The following is a 22217-nucleotide window of genomic DNA, read 5'->3' as shown; positions in this document are numbered from 1 at the left end:
GAAATGGGGGTTGCAGCTGGCAGCGCCGATTATCGGACGCTCGTGTCCGATGCCCTGCTTCCGACCTTGAGCGTCCGCATTGCGGACAACGGGGGCGCGGCCGAGTGGCCCCGGGGCGCCTGAAGGCCTCGGAACCGGCAATTGATCGGATTTCCTACTTGTTACGCAGCGTTACGAGCGCGGGATGTGTGCCGACCGCGCCCGGACATGTGAACGCCCCCTTGTCCAGACCAACGCCTGCCCAAGGTGGCGGAAGGTCAAACAAGGGGGCGGAAAAGGGACTTGATGTTGTCCGGAGTGAACTCCGGTCCGCTGTGCGGACGTTGTCACGCCTCGGAGTTCGGTCAGAGGTCGCGCAGCATGCAGGTCAGCCGGCAGCTGGTGATCCGCCGGCCGGTGTCGTCGGTGATCGCGATCTCGTAGGTGGCGGCGGTGCGGCCCTTGAACACGGCCGTCGCCACCCCGGTCACCAGCCCGGAGGTGGCCGAGCGGTGGTGGGTGGCGTTGAGGTCCACGCCGACCGCGTAGCGGCCGGGACCGGCGTGCAGCATCGCCCCGATCGAGCCCAGCGTCTCGGCCAGCGCTGCCGACGCGCCGCCGTGCAGCAGCCCGTACGGCTGCTGGTTGCCCTCCACCGGCATGGTGCCGACCACGCGGTCGCCGGAGGCCTCGACGATCCGGATGCCGAGCTTCTCGCCGAGGTGGCCGCCGGAGAAGGTCCGCGCGTTCACGCCGAGCTTGGCGAAGTGGTCCAGCACGTCCTGCGGGACGTTCAGGACGGGCGTGCCGTCGTGCGCGCTGTCGGGGGCGGTGCCGGGGACGGTCTCGGGGGCGGTGTCGGGGACCGCGTCGGTCATGGGGGAACTCCTGCCGCTCGGGGGTGTGCCGCCTGTGATCGTACGACCGTCCTACTCATAGGTAGCAGCGGTGGCCGGACCGGCGCGGCGTCCTTTTTGTCGGTGCCGGGCCATAGGATCGGTGGCCGGTAGTGGAATCGGCAGGAACGGACGTTGACGTGGCTACGCAGAGTACGGACAAGGGCGCGACGGGTGGCGGCGGGGCCGGCCCGCGGCCCCGGCTGATGCTGCTCGACGGGCACTCGATGGCCTACCGGGCCTTCTACGCCCTGCCCGTGGAGAACTTCAACACCTCCACCGGCCAGCCCACCAACGCGGTCTACGGCTTCGCCTCGATGCTCGCCAACACCGTCCGGGACGAGCAGCCCACCCACCTCGCCGTCGCCTTCGACCTCTCCCGGCAGACGTTCCGCTCCGTCGAGTTCCCCGACTACAAGGCCAACCGCGCCAAGACGCCGGACGAGTTCAAGAGCCAGGTCGGCCTGATCGGCGAACTGCTCGACGCCATGCACGTCCCCCGGCTGACGGCCGAGGGCTTCGAGGCCGACGACATCATCGCCACCCTGGCCACCGCCGCCGAGGCGGCCGGCTACAACGTCGACATCGTCACCGGCGACCGCGACTCGCTCCAGCTGGTCACCGACCACGTCACCGTGCTCTACCCGACCAAGGGCGTCTCCGAGCTCACCCGTTACACCCCGGAGAAGGTCGCCGAGAAGTACGGCGTCACCCCGCGCCAGTACCCGGACCTCGCCGCGCTGCGCGGCGACCCGTCCGACAACCTGCCCGGCATCCCCGGCGTCGGCGAGAAGACGGCCGCCAAGTGGGTCAACCAGTTCGGCTCCTTCGACGAACTCGTCGCCCGCGCCGACGAGGTCAAGGGCAAGATCGGCGAGAAGCTGCGCGACCACCTCGACTCGGTCAAGCGCAACCGGGTGCTCACCGAGCTGGTCCGCGACGTCGAACTCCCGCTCGGCGTCACCGACCTGGACCGCAAGCCGTTCGACAAGGACGCCGTCGGCACCCTGATGGAGTCGCTGGAGTTCCGCAACGCCAACTTCCGCGACCGCGTCTTCGGCATCGACCCGTCCACCGGCTCGGACGCCGCCGAGGCCGAACTCGCCCCCGGCGTCGAGGTGGACGGCGAACTCCTCACCGACCCGGGCACCCTGGCCGCCTGGCTGGCCGAGCACGCCTCCGACGGCAAGACCACCGTCGCCCTCGCCGCCGTCTACCAGTGGGCGCTCGGCACCGGCGAGGTCACCGAAGTCGCCCTCGCCGCGGGGGAGACGGCCGCCTGGTTCGACCCGGCGCTGCTCGCCGAGGAGGACGAGCGGGCCTTCGCCGGCTGGCTCGCCGACGCCGCCGCCCCCAAGGCCCTGCACATCGCCAAGCAGGTCATGCGCGCCTTCGCCGAGCGTGGCTGGACGATCGACGGCGTCGTCGCCGACACCGCGCTCGCCGCCTACCTGATCAAGCCCGGCCGCCGCACCTTCACCCTGGAGGTGCTCGCCGAGGAGTACCTGGGCCGCTCGCTCACTCCGGCCCCCGCCACCGAGAGCGGCCAACTCTCCTTCGACGCGCCGGAGGAGGACGAGACGGCCGCCGCCCGGTCGCTGATGCTCCAGGCCCGCGCCGTGCTCGACCTCGCCGCGCTCTTCGACACCCGCCTCGCCGAGGTCGGCGCCGTCGAGCTGACGCGCGACATGGAACTGCCCATCGCCGCCCTGCTCGCCCGCATGGAGCGCTACGGCATCGCCGCCGACCGCGAGTGGCTCACCCGGCTGGAGGCGCAGTTCGCCGCCGAGATCCAGCGCGTGGTGGAGGAGGCGCACGCCGCCGCCGGCCGCGAGTTCAACCTCGGCTCGCCCAAGCAGCTCCAGGAGATCCTCTTCGGCGAGCTCGCGCTCCCCAAGACGAAGAAGATCAAGACCGGCTACACCACCGACGCCGACGCGCTCACCTGGCTGGCCACCCAGACCGACAACGAACTGCCGGTCATCCTGCTGCGCCACCGCGACCAGGCCAAGCTGCGCACCACCGTCGAGGGCCTGCTCAAGACCGTCTCGCCCAAGGGCCGGATCCACACCACCTTCAACCAGATGGTCGCCGCCACCGGCCGGCTCTCCTCGCAGGACCCGAACCTGCAGAACATCCCGGTCCGCACCGAGGAGGGCCGGGCGATCCGCCGCGCCTTCATCGTCGGCGAGGGCTACGAGTCGCTGCTCACCGCCGACTACTCGCAGATCGAACTGCGGATCATGGCGCACCTGTCCGAGGACGAGGCGCTGCTGGAGGCCTTCGCCTCCGGCGAGGACCTGCACACCACCGTCGCCTCCCAGGTCTTCGAGGTGCCGGGCGCCGCGGTGGATGCCGAGATGCGCCGCAAGATCAAGGCGATGTCCTACGGCCTGGCGTACGGGCTGTCCGCGTACGGGCTCTCGCAGCAGCTCGGCATCAAGCCGACCGAGGCCCAGGGCCTGATGGACACCTACTTCGAGCGCTTCGGCGGCGTCCGGGACTACCTGCGCCGGGTCGTCGACGAGGCCCGGGCCACCGGCTACACCGAGACCCTCCTCGGCCGCCGCCGCTACCTGCCGGACCTCAACAGCGACAACCGCCAGCGCCGCGAGATGGCCGAGCGGATGGCCCTCAACGCCCCGATCCAGGGCTCGGCCGCCGACATCGTCAAGATCGCCATGCTCCGGGTCGACGAGGCGCTGCGCGCGGCCGGCCTCACCTCCCGGATGCTGCTCCAGGTGCACGACGAAATCGTGCTGGAGCTGGCCCCCGGCGAGCGCGAGCGGGTCGAGGCCGTCGTCCGCGAGCAGATGGCGGGCGCCTACCCGCTGCGCGCCCCGCTGGACGTCTCGGTCGGCGTCGGTCCGAACTGGGAGGCCGCCGCGCACTGACGGGTGGCCTTCGGGCGGGTCCGGGCGCGCGAGGCGTCCGGGCCCGTTCCTCGGCGCGCCCGCGTCAGCCCAGCGGGGGGTGGATCAGCCGTCCGTGGTGGATCAGCGACACGGACTGCTTGAGGCGGCGGACGCGGATGCTGATCTCGTAGCCCCTGATGCCCTCGATGCGGGCCAGGCGGCCGCTGAGGTAGCGGTAGAAATCGGGGGTGTCCCGGCAGATGACGACGGCCATGAGGTTGTGCCTGCCACTGGTCGCCGCGACGAAGGCGCATTCCTCGTGCCGGCCGAGCTCCTCGCCGATCCGGTCGAGTCCGGGCAGGTCGACCTGGAGCCAGAGGACGGCGTTGAGCTCGTAGCCGAGGCGCTCCGGCAGGATGTCGATGCCGTAGGCGAGGGAGCCGGAGGCCTCCAGGGCCTCCAGCCGGCGGGCGACCCGGGGCGTGGACCAGCCGGTGACCTCCGCCAGGCGGGTGTGGGAGGCGCGGCCGTCCTCCGCCAGGGCCTCGAAGAGCGGGAGGTCCTCGTCGGCCGGGGCGAGCGGCGGCCCGGCGGCCACGGGGCGCTCCGCCGTCAGCAGCCGCACCTGCTCGTCGGTCAGGGAGCGCTCCCCGCCGGCCCAGCCGACCGCGTCCGGGGCGCCGAACGCGTGCAGGAGGAGGTCGACGCTCATGTCGAGGACCGAGGCGGCGCGCGGGAGCTGCCGCAGCAGGACGTCGTCGCGCCCGGTGCCGGCGGCCGAGCGGATGGTGCAGATGATCTCCGACCCGCCGGAGGCGATGCTGGCGTAGCCGACCTCGGGCCTGCGGGCGAGAGAGTCGGCGACGGGCCCCACGGCCTCCGGGCGGCAGCGCAGCCGCGCGACCCACTCCGCCTGCCCGTGGGCGGACGGGCTCCGCTGCCCGATGACGCGCAGGATCCCGCCGCGCCGCAGCGCGTTGTAGCGGCGGGCCACGGTCTGTTCGGACACCCCCACGACCTCGCCGAGGCGGCGGAAGGAGACCCGGGGGGCGCTGTAGAGCCCGTGGATGATTTTGCGGTCCAGATCGTCAGGCACGGAGGAATCCTGACACAGGCGCGGGCCGGAACGGAGGTTCCGGTACGTCTACCGGGATCGCTTGGGGATTCCCCGCCCGTGGGGCCGAAGCTTTGCGGTGCCCCCAGCAACCGGTGCCCGCGCGGCATCCCGCAGTCGAAGGAACCACCCCGTGAACTCCGCAACGGTGCAGCGCCCCGTGGCCGGACGAGGCGTCACGCTCGTCATGGCCTGCCTGGGCGTCTTCGTCGCCTACCTCCCCGTGACCACCGTGTCCGTGAGCCTGCCGGCGCTCCAGCGGGTGCTGGGCGCCTCGACCTCCCAACTGTCCTGGGTCTCGGACGCGTTCGTGCTGCCGATGGCCGCGCTGATCCTGACCACCGGGGTGTGGGGCGACGTCCACGGCCGCAAGCGGGTGTTCCAGGCGGGCATGGCCTTCTGCGCCCTGGGCGCTGCCGTCTCGCTGACCGCGGACTCGGTGCAGTCGCTGTGGGTCGGGCAGGCGGCCTCCGGACTGGGTGCGGCGGCCCTGCTGCCCACCACGCTGGCCCTGATCAGCCACGCCGTCCCCGACCACCGGGAGCGCGGGAGGTTCATCGGCCTGTGGGCGATGTCCATGCTGGCCTCGCTGGCCATGGGACCGCTGATCGCCGGGCTGCTGCAGCAGCACGTCGCGGTGCGCTGGATCTTCCTCCTGCCGATCCCGGTGTCCCTGGTCGTACTGGTCGTCGCGGCCTTCCTGTTGCCCGACTCCCGGGCGCCGCACGGCCGGCGGCTCGACTGGCCCGGGCAGATCAGCGCGGCCGTCACGGTCACCGCCGTCGTCTACGGCGTGATCGAGGGCGGCGCCGACGGCTTCGGCACGCCCTCCGTGGTGGCGGCCCTGGTGATCGGCGCCGTCAGCGCGGTCGCGTTCGTCCTCGTGGAGCGCCGCAGCGACAGCCCGATGCTCGACCTGGCCCTGTTCCGCAGCCCCGCCTTCGCCGCCACGTCACTGGTCGCCATGATCAGCTTCCTGGGGCTGATCGGCTTCTTCTTCGTCCTGAGCCTGTACTTCGGCCTGGTGCAGCACCTGAGCACGTGGGAGGCCGGACTGCGGATGGTCCTGGTGTCCGGGACGTCCCTGGTCGCGGGCGTCCCGGTCGGACGGCTGATGCACCGGGTCTCCCCCCGGGTCATGATCACCACCGGTCTGGTGGTGATGGCGGGCTCGCTGCTGTCGCTGACCGGCGTCGACGCGGCCACCTCGTACGGGTCGCTCGCCTGGCGCCTGGTCCTGCTCGGCCTCGGCATCGGCGCCGTCCTCACCCCGATGACGGCCTCCGCGGTCTCCTCCGTACCGCACCACCTGGCCGGCATGGCCGCGGCGGGCAACAACGCCTTCCGCCAGCTCGGCGGCGCCCTCGGCCCCGCCGTCCTCGGCACCCTGCTCACCACCCGCGCCCTCGACGCCCTGCCCGGCCGCCTCACCGACGCCGGCGTGCCCACGGAGACCGGCGGCCACGTCCTCGCCGTCGCCCGGGAACAGGGCCTCGGCGCCGTCGCCGGGCTCGACCTCGGCCCCGCCACCAGGCCGGCCCTGAGCGCGCTCAGTGGCTCCTTCCTCGACGGCCTCCAGCTCTGCCTGGTCGTGTCGGCCTCGCTCGCCCTGCTGGCCGCCCTCGCCTGCGCCGTCCTCCTGCGGCCCGCCGCGCCCGCCGCGCCCGGCCGCCCTGGCACCGGGGCCCCGGCGCCGCGGACCGCCGCCGGCCCCGTCCTCGTCACCGCGGGCAGCGCGTCCACCCAGGGGCCGCAGCGCACCCCGTGACAGCGGGTGGCGCGGACCGCCCCAACCCGCGCACGGGTCGGGGCGGCGGGCTGCGTCCGATCCGAAGGGGCCGGGTCAGATCGGCAGGTTCCAGCCCGGGCCGTCGTGGCTGCCGAGCCAGACGCGTTGGCCGGCTGCCGAGACCGTGATGCCGAAGGCGTCCTGGGGCGGCTCGCCCGCGCTCTGCCAGGCCTCGATGGCGGTCTCCACCTGGTCCCACAGGTGGAGCGGTCCGCGCTGGACGACGGTCCAGCCGCCTGCCGGATCGGGTACGGTCCGGGCCTGCGATCCGGTGGCCACGTCCGAGAGAATCTGCCGACCGCCCGCCCCCATCCGTTCCGCTGAGGGTGCCGCGAGCTGTGCGACCCAGCTTCCGGTCCAGGTATCGAGCTTCGCGGGGTCGATGCGGCTCGCGCGTTCCTCGCCGGGGAGCAGGGCAAGGGCCGGACGGGGTGGCCGGTCGTGGGGGCGGGCGATCATGAAGCTGGTGTGGCCGGGCAGGAACCTGCCGGTGGCCTCGCCCGGGGCGGTCACGTCGAGCAGCGCCAGGGCGTTGGCGTAGCCCCACCCGGAGAAGGTGACCAGGATCCGGCCGCCCGGCTTCACCTGGTGGAGCCAGGCCGTCGGCAGGTACCGGACCGAGCACGTCGCGATCAGCCGGTCGAACGAGCCGCCGTCCGGGTCCCCGCCGAGGCCGTCGCCGGTGACGAGGCGCGGGGCGTAGCCGGCGGCCTTGACGGCCGCGGCCGCGCGTTCGGCGACCCGGGGGTCGCACTCGATGCTGGTGATGGCTCCGTCGCCGAGGCGGTGAGCCCCGAGGGCGGTCGAATAGCCGGTCCCGGTGCCGACTTCGAGCACCCGGTGGCCGGCGTCCGCGCCGAGCCGCTGCCACATGGCCAGCACGAGCGAGGGCAGCGTCGATGACGACGAGGGTGCCCCGGACACCGGCTGCTCCCCGGCCTCCTCCGGGCATGTGCGACCGTCGAGTTGGGTGACGAGGGTCTGGTCGGCGTAGACCCCCTCCAGGTATCCGGGGTCGCCATGGCGCACGGCCCGGTAGCCGGTGGGGGCGCTCCCGTCGATCGGGACGAAGTAGCCGCAGACGAACAGCTCACGCGGTACAGCGGTGGCGGCGTCGATCCACGCGGGGTCGGTGAGCGTGCCGTTCCCGGTGAGCTGGTCGACGAGGGCTGCGCGAAGGATGTCGGACGTGGTCATTCGTGGTGACCTCTTTCCAGTTGGTCGGCGATCGTGTGCGCGATCCGATGGGTGGTCCCGGCCGGCTGCCACGCCCACTGCCCGTTCGGGTTGCACTCCAGGAAGGACCACGTGCCGTCAGTGGTGACGGCGAAGTCGAATGCCCCGAAAACCAGTTGGAAGGCGGCGAGGTAGCGGGTGATGGCCTCGGCGACCGGGGCGGGGACGTCGATCGGGCTGCAACGCATTCGGTCCTGGCGGTGTCGCCAGTCGAGGTCCGGGCTGTCGATGCGGGTGCCGAAGAGCCGGTTTCCGACAGCGGTCACCCGGGTGTCGAACGCCTTGGGAACCCTGGCCTGGAACAGGTGCGGACACGCTGTCACGGCCTCGGTGATGTCCTGGCCGCGGACTTCGTGCACCCAGACGGCCTGTGCCTGCCCGTCGACCGAGTACGGGGTGTTCCACAGGGGCTTGTAGACCGTTCCGGCGACGTGGTCGGCGGCGAAACTCCGTGCCTCGTGATCGTCGTCGGTGATCAGGGTGTCGGGCACCCGGAATCCGCAGCGCTGCGCGGTGGCGAGCTGAGCCGGCTTGTACTCCGCTGCCCGGTTGAGCCACGGGTGGTTCACGTAGTGCGCCTCGGGAAGTGAGGCCAGGATGCCGCCCGCCCCCCAGAACGCCTGTGAGGCGGCGAACCGGCGGTCCTGCCCGGCGAGGTCCGGTGGCCCGCCGTAGGGCGAGGGCCTGCGCACCCAGACGGATCGCACGGCCGTGAGGTCGAGCTCGCGGCTCGACGTGCGGAGGGTGCCGCGCTGAACGCCGGTGCCGTACACGGCAGTCAGCGAGGCACCCGCGTGCAGGTCGGTGCCGGGATCGAGACGGACCACCGGTACCCGGCGCTCGGCGAGCACCCGCAGGACCGCATCCGCTGTCACGTCGGAGGAGTTGGTCAGTACCAGCACCGACCCGCTTCGGTGATCCATCAGTCGTTGCTCTGGTCCTGGTCGTAGGACTCGGTCACGTCGCTGTCCGTGGCCCCGCCCGGCTTGGCCCCGTCACCGGGGCTCGTGTGGGTGGGCGTGACACCGCTGGTGCTGGTGCCGTGGTTCCCCAGCTCGACCGTTCGGCCGTTCTCGTCCACGATGACGGCGATCTGCGTCTCGGGGTCGATCACGGGCGTGAACGACGGGAGCGTGGCGGTGGCCGGGTAGGGCCCCATCCTGCTGATGCCCCACGGTGCGGGCGTCTGCGGCATGCGTTTCTCCTGGTGGTGGTCCGGATCGTGTCGTTGCGGTCCCGTCCCGGCGGGGAGGGGAGTGTCAGGCTCGGGAGGGGCCCTGGCCAGGGCTCGGCGGGACTCGGGACGCTGGAGATGCCGAGGGGGCGGAAGGCTCACCGGACGCTCGCCTCGGGCGGCGAGGAGTGGGAAGTCGGTGGGGTCGACTTCTGGTGCTTGGCGGCTTGGGTGCGGCAGTGGGTGAGGGCGTACTTGATGCGGGTGTCGGAGTGGGGGGTGGTGGTGAGGAGTTCGCCGGCGGTGGTGAGGGTGGTCCAGTAGAGGGTGGGGTTTCCGGTGCGGGGGTGGGGGTGGGTGGTGGTGAGGGAGAGGTAGGCGGTGGTGAGGTTGCCGGTGGTGAACCAGCGGGTGAGGCCGTGGTGGTGGCCGGGGCGGAGGCTGCCGTGGGCGTCGATGGCGGTGAGGAGGTGGTCGACGATGGTGAGTTCGGTGTCGGTGAGGGACTTGGGGATGTCGAAGACGCCGAGGGCTTCGAGGAGTTCGCCGGTGTCGGTTTCGGTGCCGGGGGTGGGGTCGGCGAGGAGGGCGTCGTAGCAGTCGTTGAGGCGGCGGGTGGTTTCGGCGTGGGGGATGGTGAGGGCGAGGCAGACGGCGCGGGCGGAGGGCAACGGCTTGCGGGTGCGGCGGGCGAGGAGGGCGTAGGTGTCGGCGGGGGTGCGGCCCCGGGAGAGGGCGTGGCGGGCCAGGGTCGTGAGGTGCATGGGGGTGACGGCTTTCAGGCGGTGGCGAGGGCGAGGGCGGGGGCCGGGGCGATGAGCACCCAGACGAACTTGCCGATGCCGCCGGGCCGGGACGAGCAGCCCCAGCGTTCGGCGAGCTCGTTGACGAGGAACAGTCCGCGCCCGTGCTCGTCGGAGGGGGTGGGGGTGTGGAGGGACGGTCGGCCGCTGCCTGCGTCGTGGACTTCCAGCCGCAGGCGGGAGTTGATCAGGGCGAAGCGGATCTCGATGTGGCGGTCGTCCGGCGCGTCGGAGTGCTGGACGGCATTGGCGAACAGCTCGCCGAGGAGCAGCTCGGCGGTGTCCGCGTACCGGTCGCCGGAGGGCAGCCCGGAGAGGTACGCGCGGAGCAAGTACCGGGCCAAGGGCGTGGATTCGATGCAGGAGTCGAGGCACGCGACGAACGCACGGGGCCGACGGGAGGAGAGCATGGGGGAGCACCTCAAGGGGGCGGAGGGGCGTGTGAAGGATGTGAGGTCTGACCGGCTCGGTCAGCTTCGAGCGGTGGCCTTCGGCGTCTGCTGGGCCCGCACATGACGGCGTCAATCCGGTCCGTAGTTATGCGACTACCCAGGGCACTCACTGTGGCCTAGCATTGGCCATGTCTTCAACTTTTCGAATTGGAAGGGAGAGTTGCTAGCGATCATGAATCGGAAGGAACTTGACCCCGACTCCTCGCCCACCGCGAAGTTCGGCGTGCTTCTTCGCCAGGCCAGAGAGGCGAGGGGCTGGACGCAGGAACACCTGGGTGGCCTCGCCGGCTACTCTTCCGTCCATATCTCCGCCGTCGAAACTGGACGGAAACCTCCAACCAGTCGATTCGTGAAGAGAATTGATGAGGCATTCGGAACGGATAAGTTCGAACGGGAGTGGCGTCAGGCTGGACAGAGGGTTCTGTTCGAGGGTTTCGACCAGTACGCGGCCAAAGAGCGGGAGTCCGTAGCCATTCGGATCTTCGAACTGGACATGGTGCCCGGCATACTCCAGCACCCGGACTACAGTGCGGCGTACGAGATGGCGCCGGTCCGGCGCGGTGAAGCCACACAGGAACAGGCGGACAAGCGGCTGCGGGTTCTGGCCGGACGCCAGCGCCTGCTCGACCGTCCTGCGACGGTCCACGTGGTCCTCGACGAGTCGGTTCTACGGCGCCAGATCGGCGGACCGGATGTCATGAGCCGCCAGCTGCAACACCTGGAGGACCTGGCGGCACGGCCCCACATCATCCTCCAGGTCGCCCCGTACACGCTTGGCGAGTCGCGCCCCTTCTCGCACTCGGTCACCTTGTTGACCCTGCCCACTCGCACGATGGTCGGCTACACCGAAACGCTCGGACGAGGCCTTCTGGAACGGGACTCCGAGGTCGTGGCCAGATGGGCCGCCCAGTACGATCGGCTTCAGGTCGACGCCCTGACCCGGCCGGAGAGCGTAACCATGATCCGGAAGGCACGGAAGGATTATGAACGGCATGCACGGTGACCATCCGACTGACGCCGCGTGGCGAAAGAGCTCCTACAGCAACGGGCAAGGCGGGTGTGTCGAGGTCGATGACTTGAACCCCGGAAGGGTGCGCGATTCCAAGGATCCTCATGGTCCTGCGCTGGTCTTCCGGTCGGACGCGTGGCAGTCGTTCGTGACCGCCGTCCGCTCCGGAGAGTTCGGCGACGTCTGACGCGTCCTGTGAACCGCCTCAGACCCCGCTGCCCGCAGATGGGCAGCGGGGTCTTCCGTTGCTGCTTTCGGGCACAGGGGCGATGTGGGCCCAGACGTACTTGCCGATGCCTCCGGGCCGGGACGAGTAGCCCCAGCGTTCGGCGAGTTCGTTGATGAGGAAGAGTCCGCGTCCGTGCTCGTCGGAGGGGGTGGGGGTGTGGAGGGACGGCCGGCCGCTGCCGGCGTCGTGGACTTCCAGCCGGAGGCGGGAGCCGGTGAGGGCGAAGCGGATCTCGATGTGGCAGTCGTCGGGCCCGTCGGAGTGCTGGACGGCGTTGGCGAAGAGTTCGCCGAGGAGGAGTTCGGCGGTGTCGCGGTAGCGGTCCCCGGAGGGCAGGCCCGCGAGGTAGGCCTGGAGCAAGTACCGGGCCAGGGGCGTGGATTCGATCTGCGAGTCGAGGCGCGCGACGAACGTGCGGGGCCGGTGGGTTTTGAGCATGACGAAGTACCTCGGGGGAGGGGTGCGTGCGAAGGGAGTGCGCCGTGCGCTGGGCTTGCCCAGGCGGCCAGACGGCGCTTGCCCGCAAGGGGGAGAGGCGTACCGGGAGTGTGACACGGGCGGCTGTGGATGGAGCGGACAGCCTCCCTACGGGCGAATCGGGAGCATTCGGGCGCCAGTGGGAGCGGACAGTGTGGGAGGGTGACCCGGCAGTCGGCCTGTCCCGGACGGTCCGCGCAGTGGCGCGTATCCGGGTCGCGGTGTCGGCGAGGTCATGAACGTTTCCTCACACGGTTGGGTTGAGTGCGATGGGCGTCACGCTGGGCGTGGTGGTGCTGACGATGGGAAACCGGCCGGCGGAGCTGACGGCTTTGCTGGACTCGGTGCGGGCCCAGGGCGGCGACAGTGACGGCGTGCGGACCGTGGTGCTCGGGCAGGGCGTGGAACTGCCCGAACTGCCGGACTGGGTGGACCCCGTGGAACTGCCCGAGAACCTCGGCATCCCCGGCGGCCGCAACGCCGGCGTCGAGCGGCTGCGCGAACTGGGCGGCATGGACGTGCTGGTCGTCCTGGACGACGACGGCCTGTTGCCCCGCACCGACACCTTCCGGCTGGTCCGGGAAGCCTTCGAGCAGGACCCGGGGCTCGGGATTGTGTCCTTCCGCATCGCGGACGAGACCGGGTTCACCCAGCGCCGGCACGTTCCCCGCCTCGGTGCCAGTGACCCGATGCGGTCCGGGCCGGTGACCACGTTCCTGGGCGGCGGCCACGCCATCCGGATGAGCGTGATCGACCAGGTCGGGCTGTTCCCGGGCGCGTTCTTCTACGCCCACGAGGAGACCGACTTCGCCTGGCGCGCCCTGGACGCGGGCTGGCACATCGACTACCGCGCCGACATGGTGCTCCAGCACCCCCGCACTGACCCGGCCAGGCACGCCACCTACTACCGGCTGACGGCCCGCAACCGGGTCTGGCTGGCCAAGCGCCACCTGCCGGCCATCCTGGTGCCGGTCTACCTCACCTCCTGGGCGGCCTACACGGTGGTCCGCCGGCCGCCGCTGTCCGGTCTCAAGGCGTGGTGGTCCGGCTTCTTCGAGGGCGTGCGCACGCCCTGTCCGCCACGACGGCCGATGCGGTGGAGCACGGTGTGGCGGATGGCGAAGTTGGGTCGGCCGCCGGTCTTCTGACAGATGGCCCGACACGGTCGGGTTCAGGTGGAGGAGGGCGTCGACGGCGCGCTGTACGTCCGTACTGGTTGTGAGCATGGGGGAGTGCCTCAGGGGAAGGACGGGCCGGTCGGCGGGCGGTAGTCAGACGGTGCGCGGGTCGCCGCCGAACGAGGATCGGAAGGCGGCGAATCCAGCGGCGGCGTCCGCGAGGGCCCGGCGGCGTGCGAGGTCAGCCGAGGTTCGGCGCGGCGGGTGCCCGTTGCCGTGGTCCGCGATGGCGCTGTCGGGGCAGGCAGTGGCGAGGAAGCTGCCACGGTCGCCGAGGGCGGCGGGGAGGCGGTCGTAGGACCCGATGCCCCGCACGGCCTGGCCGCTGGACACCATGTCGTGGGTCCAGGTGACCACGCCATGGATGGTGCGGGTGTTCAGAGCGTCGGTGATGGCCTGCCAGCCGGGCCGCTGGTCGAGCGGGCGTGTGGGGTCGTCGTCCGCCAGGGTGAGGGCAACTGTCCAGTCGCGGGCCTCGGCGAAGGCGCGAATGAGACTGGTGAGGATGAGGGCGGCGCCCTCGTCGCTGGTCGCGATGTACAGAGCGACGGCAACACGGCGGGTGGTCGGCCAGTCAGACTGAGATGGCGTCATGGTGCCAAGGCTGCCGCCGAGTCAGGCCATCGTGAACGTGCGGGGCGTGCCACTTTCGGAAGTCATACCGGCCCTGCGTGATACGTCTTGTATCAGTCCGATCTCAGTGAGTGAACAGGCTGATACCGAGGATGCCGCCGAGCTTTCGCACGCGGGTGGTGCTGGCGTGACCGGCACGCTGCATGATCGCCCCCGGAAGGGCCTGGTGGCGGGCCCAGTCAGGGTGTGCGCTGCATACCTGGAGAAGAGTGTCCAGGGCGGCGTCGTACTGGCGGGTGTCGGCTTGGGCGAGTGCGATGTCAAGGCCGAGCCGATTGCGGGCGGCCTGCGGCAGCGGGGACAGGTCGCCGAGGTTGCGGGCGAGCGTCAGGGCCGTGCCGGGGTCCCCCATGACGGTGTGGATGCCGATGGCCTGAGCGGTGACCGTGGTCGGCCCGTAGCTGGTGCCGTTGATCATCACATCGCGGCCCATCCGCGCTGCGACCGCGTGTCCCTGGGAGAGCAGGTCTCGGGCCCGGTCGGCGTCACCGCGGCGGGAGGCGACCACGGCGGCGAAGGTGACGTGCCACCCGTACGTGGCCAGCGTCTCCAGATCCCGTTCCGCGTAACGGGGTTCGATCGATGCGAACGCCTCCTCGGCGGTGGTGGTGGCCTGGTCGAGGCGTGCATCACGCATGTAGAGCCAGGACCGGCCGCAGTCCACCATGGCGGCCCGCAGCGGGTCGGCGGCCTTGTGGACGTGGTGGCGGGCATGGCCGATCGCCGCGTAGGCCAGGTCTCGGGCGCCGTGGAACTGGGCGGTGTAGGAGGCGAGTCGGTAGGCGTCGGCGAGGAGGCCATGAGCGGCGCACTGCTCGCTGTCCGGGGCAGAGCGCAGGAGGGCGGCGGCCTCGGTGATGGCGGGGGCCGCGAGACTGCCGGCGCGGGTGTAGTCCCCGGCCCGGTAATCCGCCCATGCCCGAGCCAGATCGGCGCGCAGTACTGCGGCGTCCGGAGGTTCGACGTCGGTTCCGACCCCTGCGGCGGTGTCGTGCACGGTGCGGGAGAGCCCTCGCAGCATGGCCCTGTCGCCGATCAGCGAGGCCCTTCGGGGTGCCTGCTGTCCAAGAATCACCGGCACGTCCGCATGCAGTGCGGCGGACAGTTTGAGCAGTGACGGCAGGCCGATGCTGCCCCCCTCCTTCTCGGCCTTGCGAACGGTCGGCACGGACACCCCGGCGGCCTCGGCGAGTTCTTCCTGCGTCATGCCTGCCCGCAACATCTTGATGCGCTGGCCGGTGGAGTAGTCGGACCACTGCGTCATGGGAGCCTCCGAAGGTGAGCGGCCTCAGAACGGACCGTACCCCCGCCACTCCGCTCCCGGTGCCGGAACGACCTGGCTGTCAGCCGTGTTGGCGGCAGCTCGGAGAGTATCTGGGCTTCGAGGACGGCAGTGATGCCGAGCGCTTCGACGGCGACATGATCATGACGTTACCGCTGCTCGGTAGGATCGGCCATGACGCCCGGATGGCGCATCTACGGTGGGCCCAGGACGACGGTGTGTCCGATCGCTGTGGTCGACGAGGCCACCTCGCTACTCGCGATAGTCCTTCAGGGCTCTTATCCTCCTGCACATGAGCAACGGTGCCGGGAAGACGCCGCTCCACTCGGTGTCCGTCGCCGGAGTGGTGGTGCGCGAGGACGGCTGCGTGCTGGCGATTCGTCGGGCTGACAACGGAACTTGGGAACCCCCGGGTGGCGTGCTGGAACTGGGCGAGACCATCGAGGACGGCGTGCGCCGCGAGATCTACGAGGAGACCGGGATCAAGGTCGGCGTGGAGCGGCTGACCGGCGTCTACAAGAACGTGAGCCGAGGGATCGTCGCCCTCGTCCTTCGCTGCCGACCGGAGAGCGAGGCGATGCGGCTCTCGGAGGAGTCGGTCGAGGTCGCTTGGCTCTCGCCGGCCGAGGTCTCCGAACGCATGGCCGAGGTCTATGCCGTACGTGTCCTGGACGGGCTTCGGGGCGACGCTGCGCCAAGTGTCCGGGCTCATGACGGTCGTCACCTGCTGTGACAGGCCAGGCGGCGGAGGTGGTGGGCCATGTCCAGGCGTGTCTAGGAGGGTGCCCCGGACGCTCCGCGGCGGACTCACTGGTTTTGGCCGCTTCCATGGTCGTCCCGACATCCGGAAGCGGTTGGCTGACTGGCGCTCCGGGGCGATTCTCGTGGTGCGCCAGCCACTGTTCGTTGTTCGGCCGCAGGTCCAACGCGCTGTGAAGGCTCAGAGCTCGGCAGGGAATCCCAGCAGAGCTGCGATCCGGGCGGGAGTGCCAGGCTGCCCGTCGGCGAGGACGGTGGTGATGCCGAGGGCTTCGGCCGGGGGCAGGTTCCTCGGGTGGTCGTCCACGAACAGGCAGGCCTCGCCGGGCAGTTCGAGTCGGTCCAGGGTGAGCTGGTAGATCGCCGGATCGGGCTTGGCCAGACCCTCCCGCTCGGAGATCACCGTCACGTCGAACAGCTCCCACACACCCAGGGCCTCGTACGGGTCGTACGGGTCGAGGCCGAAGGAGTTGGACAGCAGCGCTACCTTGACGCCGGCCCGCCGTGCCGAGCGGGCGAGCGTGATCATGTCGTCGGCGGGCCGGACGCCCGACCACGCTCGGCCCATCAGGTTCTCGTGCTCCGGCACGCCGAGGATGGGAGCCACCCGCCGGTTCCACTCCGCCTGGCTCAGCCGGCCGGCTTCGAGTTCGGTGTACAGGCGGCTGGCTTCCGGCTCGTAACCGAGCGTCTGCCGCCACGCCCCGGCGTCGAGGCCCTGGGCGAGGCACCACTCGCCGTGTGCGGGGCCGGCGTTGGCGGTCAGTACGCCGACGAAGTCCAGGATCAGAGCTGCGAAGGGGAGTCCGGCCTCGCCGGGGCGGGTGGCGGTCGGGGTGGTCAGTGTCATGCGGGGGTCGTCCTCTCCTGTCACTTCCGGGCGTTGAGGCGGCGGGTGGGTTCGGCGGTGGTGGGGTCTTCGGGCCAGGGGTGGCGGGGGTAGCGGCCCCTGAGGTCGGCGCGGACGGCGCGGTAGCCCTCGCGCCAGAACGACTCCAGATCACCGGTGACGGCGGCGGGGCGGCCGGCGGGGGAGAGGAGGTGGATGGTGAGGGGCACACGGCCAGCGGCGAGGGTGGGGGTCTTGGTCCAGCCGAAGAGTTCTTGCAACTTGGCGGCCAGCACTGGGCGTTCGGTCGTGTAGTCGACTCGTATCTTCGATCCGCTGGGCACCGTGATGCGCTCGGGGGCCAGGTCGTCCAGGCGGCCGGCTTCACCGGTGGCCCAGGGGAGGAGGCGTTGGAGGGCAGCGGTCGTGTCGATCCTCGCGAGGTCGGTGCGGCGGCGGGCGCGGGAGAGTTCGGGCTCCAGCCACTCGTCGGCGCGGGCGAGGAGGGCCTCGTCGCTGACGTCCGGCCAGGGGGCGCCGATGGCACTGTGGAGGAAGGCGAGGCGCTCGCGCAGGTTCGACCGGAATGTCAGCAGGGTGCTCACTCCCTCGCGGGCGAGGCCTTCGAGGAGGGCAGACCGGACGAGCAAGGGGTCGGGGCGGTTGAGCGGCTTCTCGGCCAGCTCGATGGCGCCCAGCGATTCCACCCGGCGGGAGACGACTTCGCTCCGCCGGGTGTCCCAGTGGACTTCGGCACGGTTGCTGAGCAGCGGCGCCCCGGCGGCCAGGGCGGTGGCCTCGTCGAGCGCCGCCGCGTGCAGGATGCGCGCCGAGTGCGACCCCGCCGGGCGGTCGGCGACGGCGACGGCGAGCCAGGGCAGGGCGCCGAGCACGGTGCCGGGGGCGAGTTCGGCGGCTGTGCCGGAGGCCATCAGGTACGGGCTGCGTTCGCCGGGGGCGGGCCGTTCGACGCGGGCGCGGGCGATCCGCTCCGGGAAGGCGAGGGCGACGACGAGTCCGGCGGCGGCCGCGTCGGGCAGGTCGGTGGCGGGTTCGTCGGAGGTGGCGCGGAGCAGGCGGCGGACTTCGTCGCGCCAGCGGCCGGCGTACGGGTCCTTCGTGGACCGGACGGTCCGCCAGACCGCCCCGAGGTCGTCGCCCAGTGCCCGCGGCGGCTCCTCGGAGAGCAGTGCGACGACCTCGGCCGCCCGTCGCGCTCCGACCGCCGCCGCCCCGTCGACGAGGGCGCGCCCCAGTCGGGGGTGCAGCCCGGTGCGGGCGAGCCGGACGCCACGCGGCGTGGCCCGCCCGTCCGGGGAGACCGCGCCGAGGGCAGTCAGGGTCTGTCGGGCGGCGGCCATCGCCCCGGCGGGCGGGGCGTCGGGCAGGGCGAGGCCGGTGGCGTCCGGGTCGCCCCAGCAGGCGGCCTGGAGGGCGAAGGGGGTGAGGTCGGCGAGCGCGATCTCGGGGGTGGGGAAGCGGGCGGCGAGGGCGTCCTCGGCCTCGTTCCAGCAGCGGTAGACGGTGCCGGGGGCTTCGCGCCCGGCGCGGCCGGCGCGTTGGCGGGCGGCGGCGAGCGAGGCGCGGACGGTGACCAGCCCGGCGAGGCCGCGGGCGTGGTCGGTGCGGGGTTCGCGGGCCAGTCCGGCGTCGACGACGACCCGGACGCCGGGCACGGTGAGCGAGGATTCGGCGACGGCGGTGGTGAGCACGACCCGCCGTGAAGGGGACGGGGTGAGCGCGGCGTCCTGGACGGCCTGCGGGGCGCGGCCGTGCAGTTGGAGGACATCAACAGAAGGCAGGCCGCCCAGCTGCCCGGCGACCCGGGAGATCTCGCCGACGCCGGGCAGGAAGCAGAGCACGTCCCCGTCCCGCTCGTTCAGCGCTCGCCGCACCACCGCCGCGACGTGGTCGAGCAGCGCCGGGTCGACCCGGGTGCCGTGGGCGGGCCGGACGGCGCGCGGCGGCGGTGCCCAGACGACCTCGACCGGGTGGGAGGTCCCGTGCGCCTCCACCACCGGGGCGCCGCCGAGGAGTTCGGCCCAGGCCTCGGTGTCGGAGGTGGCGGAGGCGCAGACCAGGCGCAGTTCGGGCCGCAGCGCCGCCCGGACGTCCAGCAGGAAGGCGAGCGCGGTGTCGGCGTCGAGGTGCCGTTCGTGGCACTCGTCCAGGACGACGACGTCCACGCCGGGCAACTCCTGGTCGCGCTGGAGGCGTTGCAGCAGGACGCCGGTGGTGACGACCTCGACGACGGTGTCCGGCCCGGTGCGGCGCTCGCCGCGCACCGTGTACCCGACCTCGCGGCCCACGGACGAGCCGAGCAGCCAGGCCATCCGCCGGGCGGCGGCCCGTACGGCGAGCCGGCGCGGTTCGGCGACCAGCACCCGGCGTACGGGCCGGCCGTCGGCGAGCAGTCCGGCCAGGGCGAGCGGCACCAGGGTGGTCTTGCCGGTGCCGGGCGGCGCGGCGAGGACGGCGGTGCCGGGGCCGTCCAGCGCGTCGTGCAGGGCGGGCAGGGCGGTGCGGACGGGCAGTTCGCGCCAGGCCGGGTTCAGCAAGACATCAGCCCCGTTCGGCGACGAAGATCGCGGTCCCGGGGATCAGCCGTCCGCGCAGCGGGGACCAGCCGCCCCACTCCTGCTCCAGGCCGGCCGGCCACTCGGGCTCGACCAGGTCGACCAGCCGGAAGCCGGCGGCGACGAGTTCGCGGACCCGGTCGCCGACGGTGCGGTGGTGCTCGACGTAGGTGGCCCGGCCCTGTTCGTCCTGCTCGACGTAGGGGGTGCGGTCGAAGTAGGAGGAGGTCGCGGTGAGGCCCTCGACGTCGGGCTCGTCCGGGAAGGCCCAGCGGATCGGGTGGGTCACCGAGAACACCCAGCGCCCGCCGGGCCGCAGGACCCGGTGGACCTCGCGCATCAGGGCGGCGGTGTCGGCGCTGAACGGGACGGCGCCGTAGGCGGAGCAGGCGAGGTCGAAGGAGGCGTCGGCGAAGGGGAGGACGGCGGCGTCGGCCTGGACGACGGCGACGGGCGTGGTGCCGCGGCCGAGGTCGATCCGGCGGGAGTGCTGGAGCTGGCGGTAGGAGATGTCGAGGGCGACCGGCCGGGCGTCCCGGGCGGCCAGCCAGCGGGAGCACTGGGCGGCGCCGGCGCCGATCTCCAGCACGTCGCGGCCGGCGACGTCGCCGAGCAGGCGGGCGTCGGCCTCGTCCAGGCCCTCGGGGCACCAGGTGAAGCGGTCGTCGCCGAGGAACTCGCCGTGCTCGTCCTGGTACTCGTCGGCGTTGCGGTCCCACCAGTGCCGGCTGGCCCGGCTGCTCTCCCCGGTGCCGGCCGCGCGGCGCACCGCGTCGTCGCCCTCTTCCTCGACCCGCGCGGCGGAGGTGTCAAGATCGTGCAGGTCTGCTTGGGGGGTGGTGGCCACGGTGACAATGCCCATCGCGTAGGGTATGGAGTGCGGAAGCGCCGCTGCCGCGAACCGGCCCGTCAGGGTCCGGATCCTGGCGGTGGCATCCGGGGACGTGGCCCCTTCGGGCGCCGCCGCGAGGCGCGCATTCGGAGGATATGGCCTGATCCGTACCGGGCTCCACCGTCTTGCCGTCCTTCGGCATTGACCGTGCCTGGCCGTCCCCGTATGCTACAAGTTGCGCTGCGGGCCTGCGCGCCTCGGACGGAGCAGGTCGCGCTCGCATCTGTCGAAGACCCCACGGTCGCAAGACGGACGCCGGTTCTCGTTGTTACGGGACCACCGGTGTGCCGTGTTCTTGGCTGTCCGGCTTTCGGTGGGAGCGATACGGGCCCTCCGCGTGGCATTACCTACGACTTTCATGTCCGTACCGGAGCCCTTTTCCTAATGACGAGCCCCACCGACTCCTCCCTCAGCACCACCCCGCAGGTCGCGGTCAACGACATCGGCGACGCGGAGGCCTTCCTCGCCGCCATCGACGAGACCATCAAGTACTTCAACGATGGCGACATCGTCGAGGGCGTCATCGTGAAGGTCGACCGTGACGAGGTCCTCCTCGACATCGGTTACAAGACCGAGGGCGTCATCCCGTCCCGCGAGCTCTCGATCAAGCACGACGTTGACCCGCACGAGGTCGTCGCCGTCGGTGACAACATCGAGGCCCTGGTTCTCCAGAAGGAGGACAAGGAGGGTCGTCTCATCCTGTCCAAGAAGCGCGCTCAGTACGAGCGTGCCTGGGGCACGATCGAGAAGATCAAGGAAGAGGACGGCATCGTCACCGGTACCGTCATCGAGGTCGTCAAGGGTGGTCTCATCCTCGACATCGGCCTCCGTGGCTTCCTTCCGGCCTCGCTCGTCGAGATGCGCCGCGTCCGCGACCTCCAGCCCTACGTGGGCAAGGAGCTCGAGGCCAAGATCATCGAGCTGGACAAGAACCGCAACAACGTGGTCCTGTCCCGCCGTGCCTGGCTGGAGCAGACCCAGAGCGAGGTCCGCCAGACCTTCCTCACCACCCTGCAGAAGGGCCAGGTGCGCTCCGGCGTCGTCTCCTCGATCGTCAACTTCGGTGCCTTCGTGGACCTGGGTGGCGTCGACGGCCTGGTGCACGTCTCCGAGCTGTCCTGGAAGCACATCGACCACCCGTCCGAGGTTGTCGAGGTCGGCCAGGAGGTCACCGTCGAGGTTCTCGACGTTGACATGGACCGCGAGCGCGTCTCCCTGTCGCTGAAGGCGACCCAGGAGGACCCGTGGCAGCAGTTCGCCCGTACCCACCAGATCGGCCAGGTCGTTCCGGGTAAGGTCACCAAGCTGGTTCCGTTCGGTGCGTTCGTCCGCGTGGACGAGGGCATCGAGGGTCTGGTCCACATCTCCGAGCTGGCCGAGCGCCACGTCGAGATCCCGGAGCAGGTCGTCCAGGTCGGCGACGAGATCTTCGTCAAGGTCATCGACATCGACCTCGAGCGTCGCCGCATCAGCCTGTCGCTCAAGCAGGCCAACGAGGCCCTGGGTGCCAACCCGGCCGAGGTCGAGTTCGACCCGACCCTGTACGGCATGGCCGCCTCGTACGACGACCAGGGCAACTACATCTACCCGGAGGGCTTCGACCCCGAGGCGAACGACTGGCTGCCCGGCTTCGAGAAGCAGCGCGAGGAGTGGGAGCGCCAGTACGCCGAGGCGCAGTCGCGCTTCGAGCAGCACCAGGCGCAGGTCATCAAGAGCCGCGAGGCCGACGCCCAGGCCGCCGAGGAGGGTGGCGACGCCGTCGCCGCTGCCGCCGGTGGTTCCTACTCGTCCAGCAGCGACGAGGGCTCGGGCGCCCTGGCCTCCGACGAGGCCCTGGCCGCTCTGCGCGAGAAGCTGGCCGGCGGCCAGAGCTGAGGCTCTCGCTTCCCGCTAGCCGATAGCTAGACGGTGGGCTCCACCCGGATTTCCGGGTGGGGCCCATTTGTTTTTCCCCATGCGCTTTCCGTCATTTGCTTTTCGCCCTGACTTATCACGCCCTGACTTATGTGTGGTTTATGTGAAGGAAAGTGTGAGATGGGGCTCATTGCCCATCTA

At 71.3% G+C, this 22217-nt stretch carries 20 protein-coding genes; 7 read left to right on the top strand and 13 right to left on the bottom strand.

All coding sequences use genetic code 11. The annotated features are described in order from the left end of the window. Nucleotides 1-344: 344 nt before the first annotated feature. Complete coding sequence (locus ACFVU7_RS00590; RefSeq protein WP_241852723.1) at nt 345-857, bottom strand: PaaI family thioesterase; 513 nt, start codon at nt 855-857, stop codon at nt 345-347. Between the two features lie 224 nt (nt 858-1081). Between ACFVU7_RS00590 and polA the strand changes: the two genes are divergently transcribed. Further along, on the top strand, nt 1082-3769 hold the full coding sequence (gene polA, locus ACFVU7_RS00585) for a DNA polymerase I (protein WP_388044156.1): 2688 nt from the start codon (nt 1082-1084) through the stop codon (nt 3767-3769). 64 nt (nt 3770-3833) lie between these two features. Here the strand turns inward: polA and ACFVU7_RS00580 are convergent, their stop codons facing one another. Continuing rightward, complete coding sequence (locus tag ACFVU7_RS00580; RefSeq protein ID WP_049651562.1) at nt 3834-4826, bottom strand: Lrp/AsnC family transcriptional regulator; 993 nt, start codon at nt 4824-4826, stop codon at nt 3834-3836. A 205-nt stretch (nt 4827-5031) separates the two neighbouring features. Between ACFVU7_RS00580 and ACFVU7_RS00575 the strand changes: the two genes are divergently transcribed. Then, nucleotides 5032-6612: an MFS transporter gene (locus ACFVU7_RS00575; RefSeq protein ID WP_388044155.1), complete on the top strand. Its 1581-nt coding sequence runs from the start codon at nt 5032-5034 to the stop codon at nt 6610-6612. A gap of 75 nt (nt 6613-6687) precedes the next feature. Here the strand turns inward: ACFVU7_RS00575 and tgmC are convergent, their stop codons facing one another. The 5 genes from tgmC to ACFVU7_RS00550 form a co-directional block, all read right to left on the bottom strand. Continuing rightward, on the bottom strand, nt 6688-7830 hold the full coding sequence (tgmC, locus tag ACFVU7_RS00570; RefSeq protein ID WP_387819554.1) for an ATP-grasp peptide maturase system methyltransferase: 1143 nt from the start codon (nt 7828-7830) through the stop codon (nt 6688-6690). Then, entirely contained in the window at nt 7827-8792 is a 966-nt protein-coding gene (gene tgmB, locus ACFVU7_RS00565) for an ATP-grasp ribosomal peptide maturase (RefSeq protein WP_388043613.1), read from the bottom strand. The genes tgmC and tgmB overlap by 4 nt, the downstream gene beginning before the upstream one ends. Then, a complete protein-coding gene (gene tgmA / locus ACFVU7_RS00560) occupies nt 8792-9064 on the bottom strand; it encodes a putative ATP-grasp-modified RiPP (RefSeq protein ID WP_388043612.1) in 273 nt (90 codons plus the stop codon). Before tgmA ends, tgmB begins: the two co-directional genes overlap by 1 nt. 137 nt (nt 9065-9201) lie before the next feature. Continuing rightward, complete coding sequence (locus ACFVU7_RS00555) at nt 9202-9807, bottom strand: hypothetical protein (protein ID WP_388043610.1); 606 nt, start codon at nt 9805-9807, stop codon at nt 9202-9204. Nucleotides 9808-9821: 14 nt separating this feature from the next. Further along, nucleotides 9822-10256, bottom strand: coding sequence for an ATP-binding protein (locus tag ACFVU7_RS00550; protein WP_388043607.1), 435 nt, complete (start codon nt 10254-10256; stop codon nt 9822-9824). 214 nt (nt 10257-10470) lie between these two features. Here ACFVU7_RS00550 and ACFVU7_RS00545 point away from each other — a divergent pair, with 214 nt between their 5' ends. Together ACFVU7_RS00545 and ACFVU7_RS00540 are read left to right on the top strand one after the other, a co-directional pair. Then, nucleotides 10471-11301, top strand: coding sequence for a Scr1 family TA system antitoxin-like transcriptional regulator (locus ACFVU7_RS00545; RefSeq protein WP_388043605.1), 831 nt, complete (start codon nt 10471-10473; stop codon nt 11299-11301). Further along, a complete protein-coding gene (locus tag ACFVU7_RS00540) occupies nt 11282-11494 on the top strand; it encodes a DUF397 domain-containing protein (protein WP_388043603.1) in 213 nt (70 codons plus the stop codon). The genes ACFVU7_RS00545 and ACFVU7_RS00540 overlap by 20 nt, the downstream gene beginning before the upstream one ends. An 18-nt stretch (nt 11495-11512) precedes the next feature. On the opposite strand, the gene ACFVU7_RS00535 is transcribed toward ACFVU7_RS00540, so the two are convergent. Further along, nucleotides 11513-11974, bottom strand: a complete 462-nt coding sequence (locus ACFVU7_RS00535; RefSeq protein WP_388043601.1) for an ATP-binding protein — start codon at nt 11972-11974, stop codon at nt 11513-11515. 308 nt (nt 11975-12282) lie between these two features. Here ACFVU7_RS00535 and ACFVU7_RS00530 point away from each other — a divergent pair, with 308 nt between their 5' ends. Beyond that, complete coding sequence (locus ACFVU7_RS00530; protein ID WP_388043599.1) at nt 12283-13161, top strand: glycosyltransferase family 2 protein; 879 nt, start codon at nt 12283-12285, stop codon at nt 13159-13161. A 123-nt stretch (nt 13162-13284) separates the two neighbouring features. Here the strand turns inward: ACFVU7_RS00530 and ACFVU7_RS00525 are convergent, their stop codons facing one another. Then, nucleotides 13285-13785 (bottom strand): hypothetical protein, encoded by a 501-nt coding sequence (locus ACFVU7_RS00525; RefSeq protein WP_388043597.1) that lies wholly within the window; start codon nt 13783-13785, stop codon nt 13285-13287. A gap of 103 nt (nt 13786-13888) precedes the next feature. Continuing rightward, nucleotides 13889-15088 carry a helix-turn-helix domain-containing protein gene (locus ACFVU7_RS00520; protein ID WP_388043596.1) on the bottom strand — a complete coding sequence of 400 codons (1200 nt, stop codon included), beginning with the start codon at nt 15086-15088 and terminating at the stop codon, nt 13889-13891. Between the two features lie 298 nt (nt 15089-15386). Between ACFVU7_RS00520 and ACFVU7_RS00515 the strand changes: the two genes are divergently transcribed. Beyond that, the gene (locus ACFVU7_RS00515; protein WP_388044153.1) at nt 15387-15839 is read left to right on the top strand and encodes an NUDIX hydrolase; all 453 of its coding nucleotides are present in this window, start codon (nt 15387-15389) and stop codon (nt 15837-15839) included. Between the two features lie 207 nt (nt 15840-16046). Here ACFVU7_RS00515 and ACFVU7_RS00510 read toward each other — a convergent pair whose 3' ends face one another. From ACFVU7_RS00510 to ACFVU7_RS00500, 3 genes are read right to left on the bottom strand one after another with little or no spacing between them, the layout of a single operon-like run. Then, complete coding sequence (locus ACFVU7_RS00510) at nt 16047-16715, bottom strand: HAD family hydrolase (RefSeq protein ID WP_388043595.1); 669 nt, start codon at nt 16713-16715, stop codon at nt 16047-16049. A gap of 20 nt (nt 16716-16735) precedes the next feature. Next, entirely contained in the window at nt 16736-19252 is a 2517-nt protein-coding gene (gene hrpB, locus ACFVU7_RS00505) for an ATP-dependent helicase HrpB (protein WP_388043593.1), read from the bottom strand. Between the two features lie 4 nt (nt 19253-19256). After that, nucleotides 19257-20132, bottom strand: coding sequence for a class I SAM-dependent methyltransferase (locus ACFVU7_RS00500; RefSeq protein ID WP_388043591.1), 876 nt, complete (start codon nt 20130-20132; stop codon nt 19257-19259). Between the two features lie 414 nt (nt 20133-20546). Between ACFVU7_RS00500 and rpsA the strand changes: the two genes are divergently transcribed. Further along, entirely contained in the window at nt 20547-22037 is a 1491-nt protein-coding gene (rpsA, locus tag ACFVU7_RS00495) for a 30S ribosomal protein S1 (RefSeq protein ID WP_049653883.1), read from the top strand. Nucleotides 22038-22217 lie beyond the last annotated feature (180 nt).

Source organism: Kitasatospora sp. NPDC058046, from assembly GCF_042885595.1.
Lineage (GTDB): Bacteria > Actinomycetota > Actinomycetes > Streptomycetales > Streptomycetaceae > Kitasatospora.
Note: the sequence above shows the minus strand (reverse complement) of the source record. Positions and strands in the feature narration are given on the sequence as shown.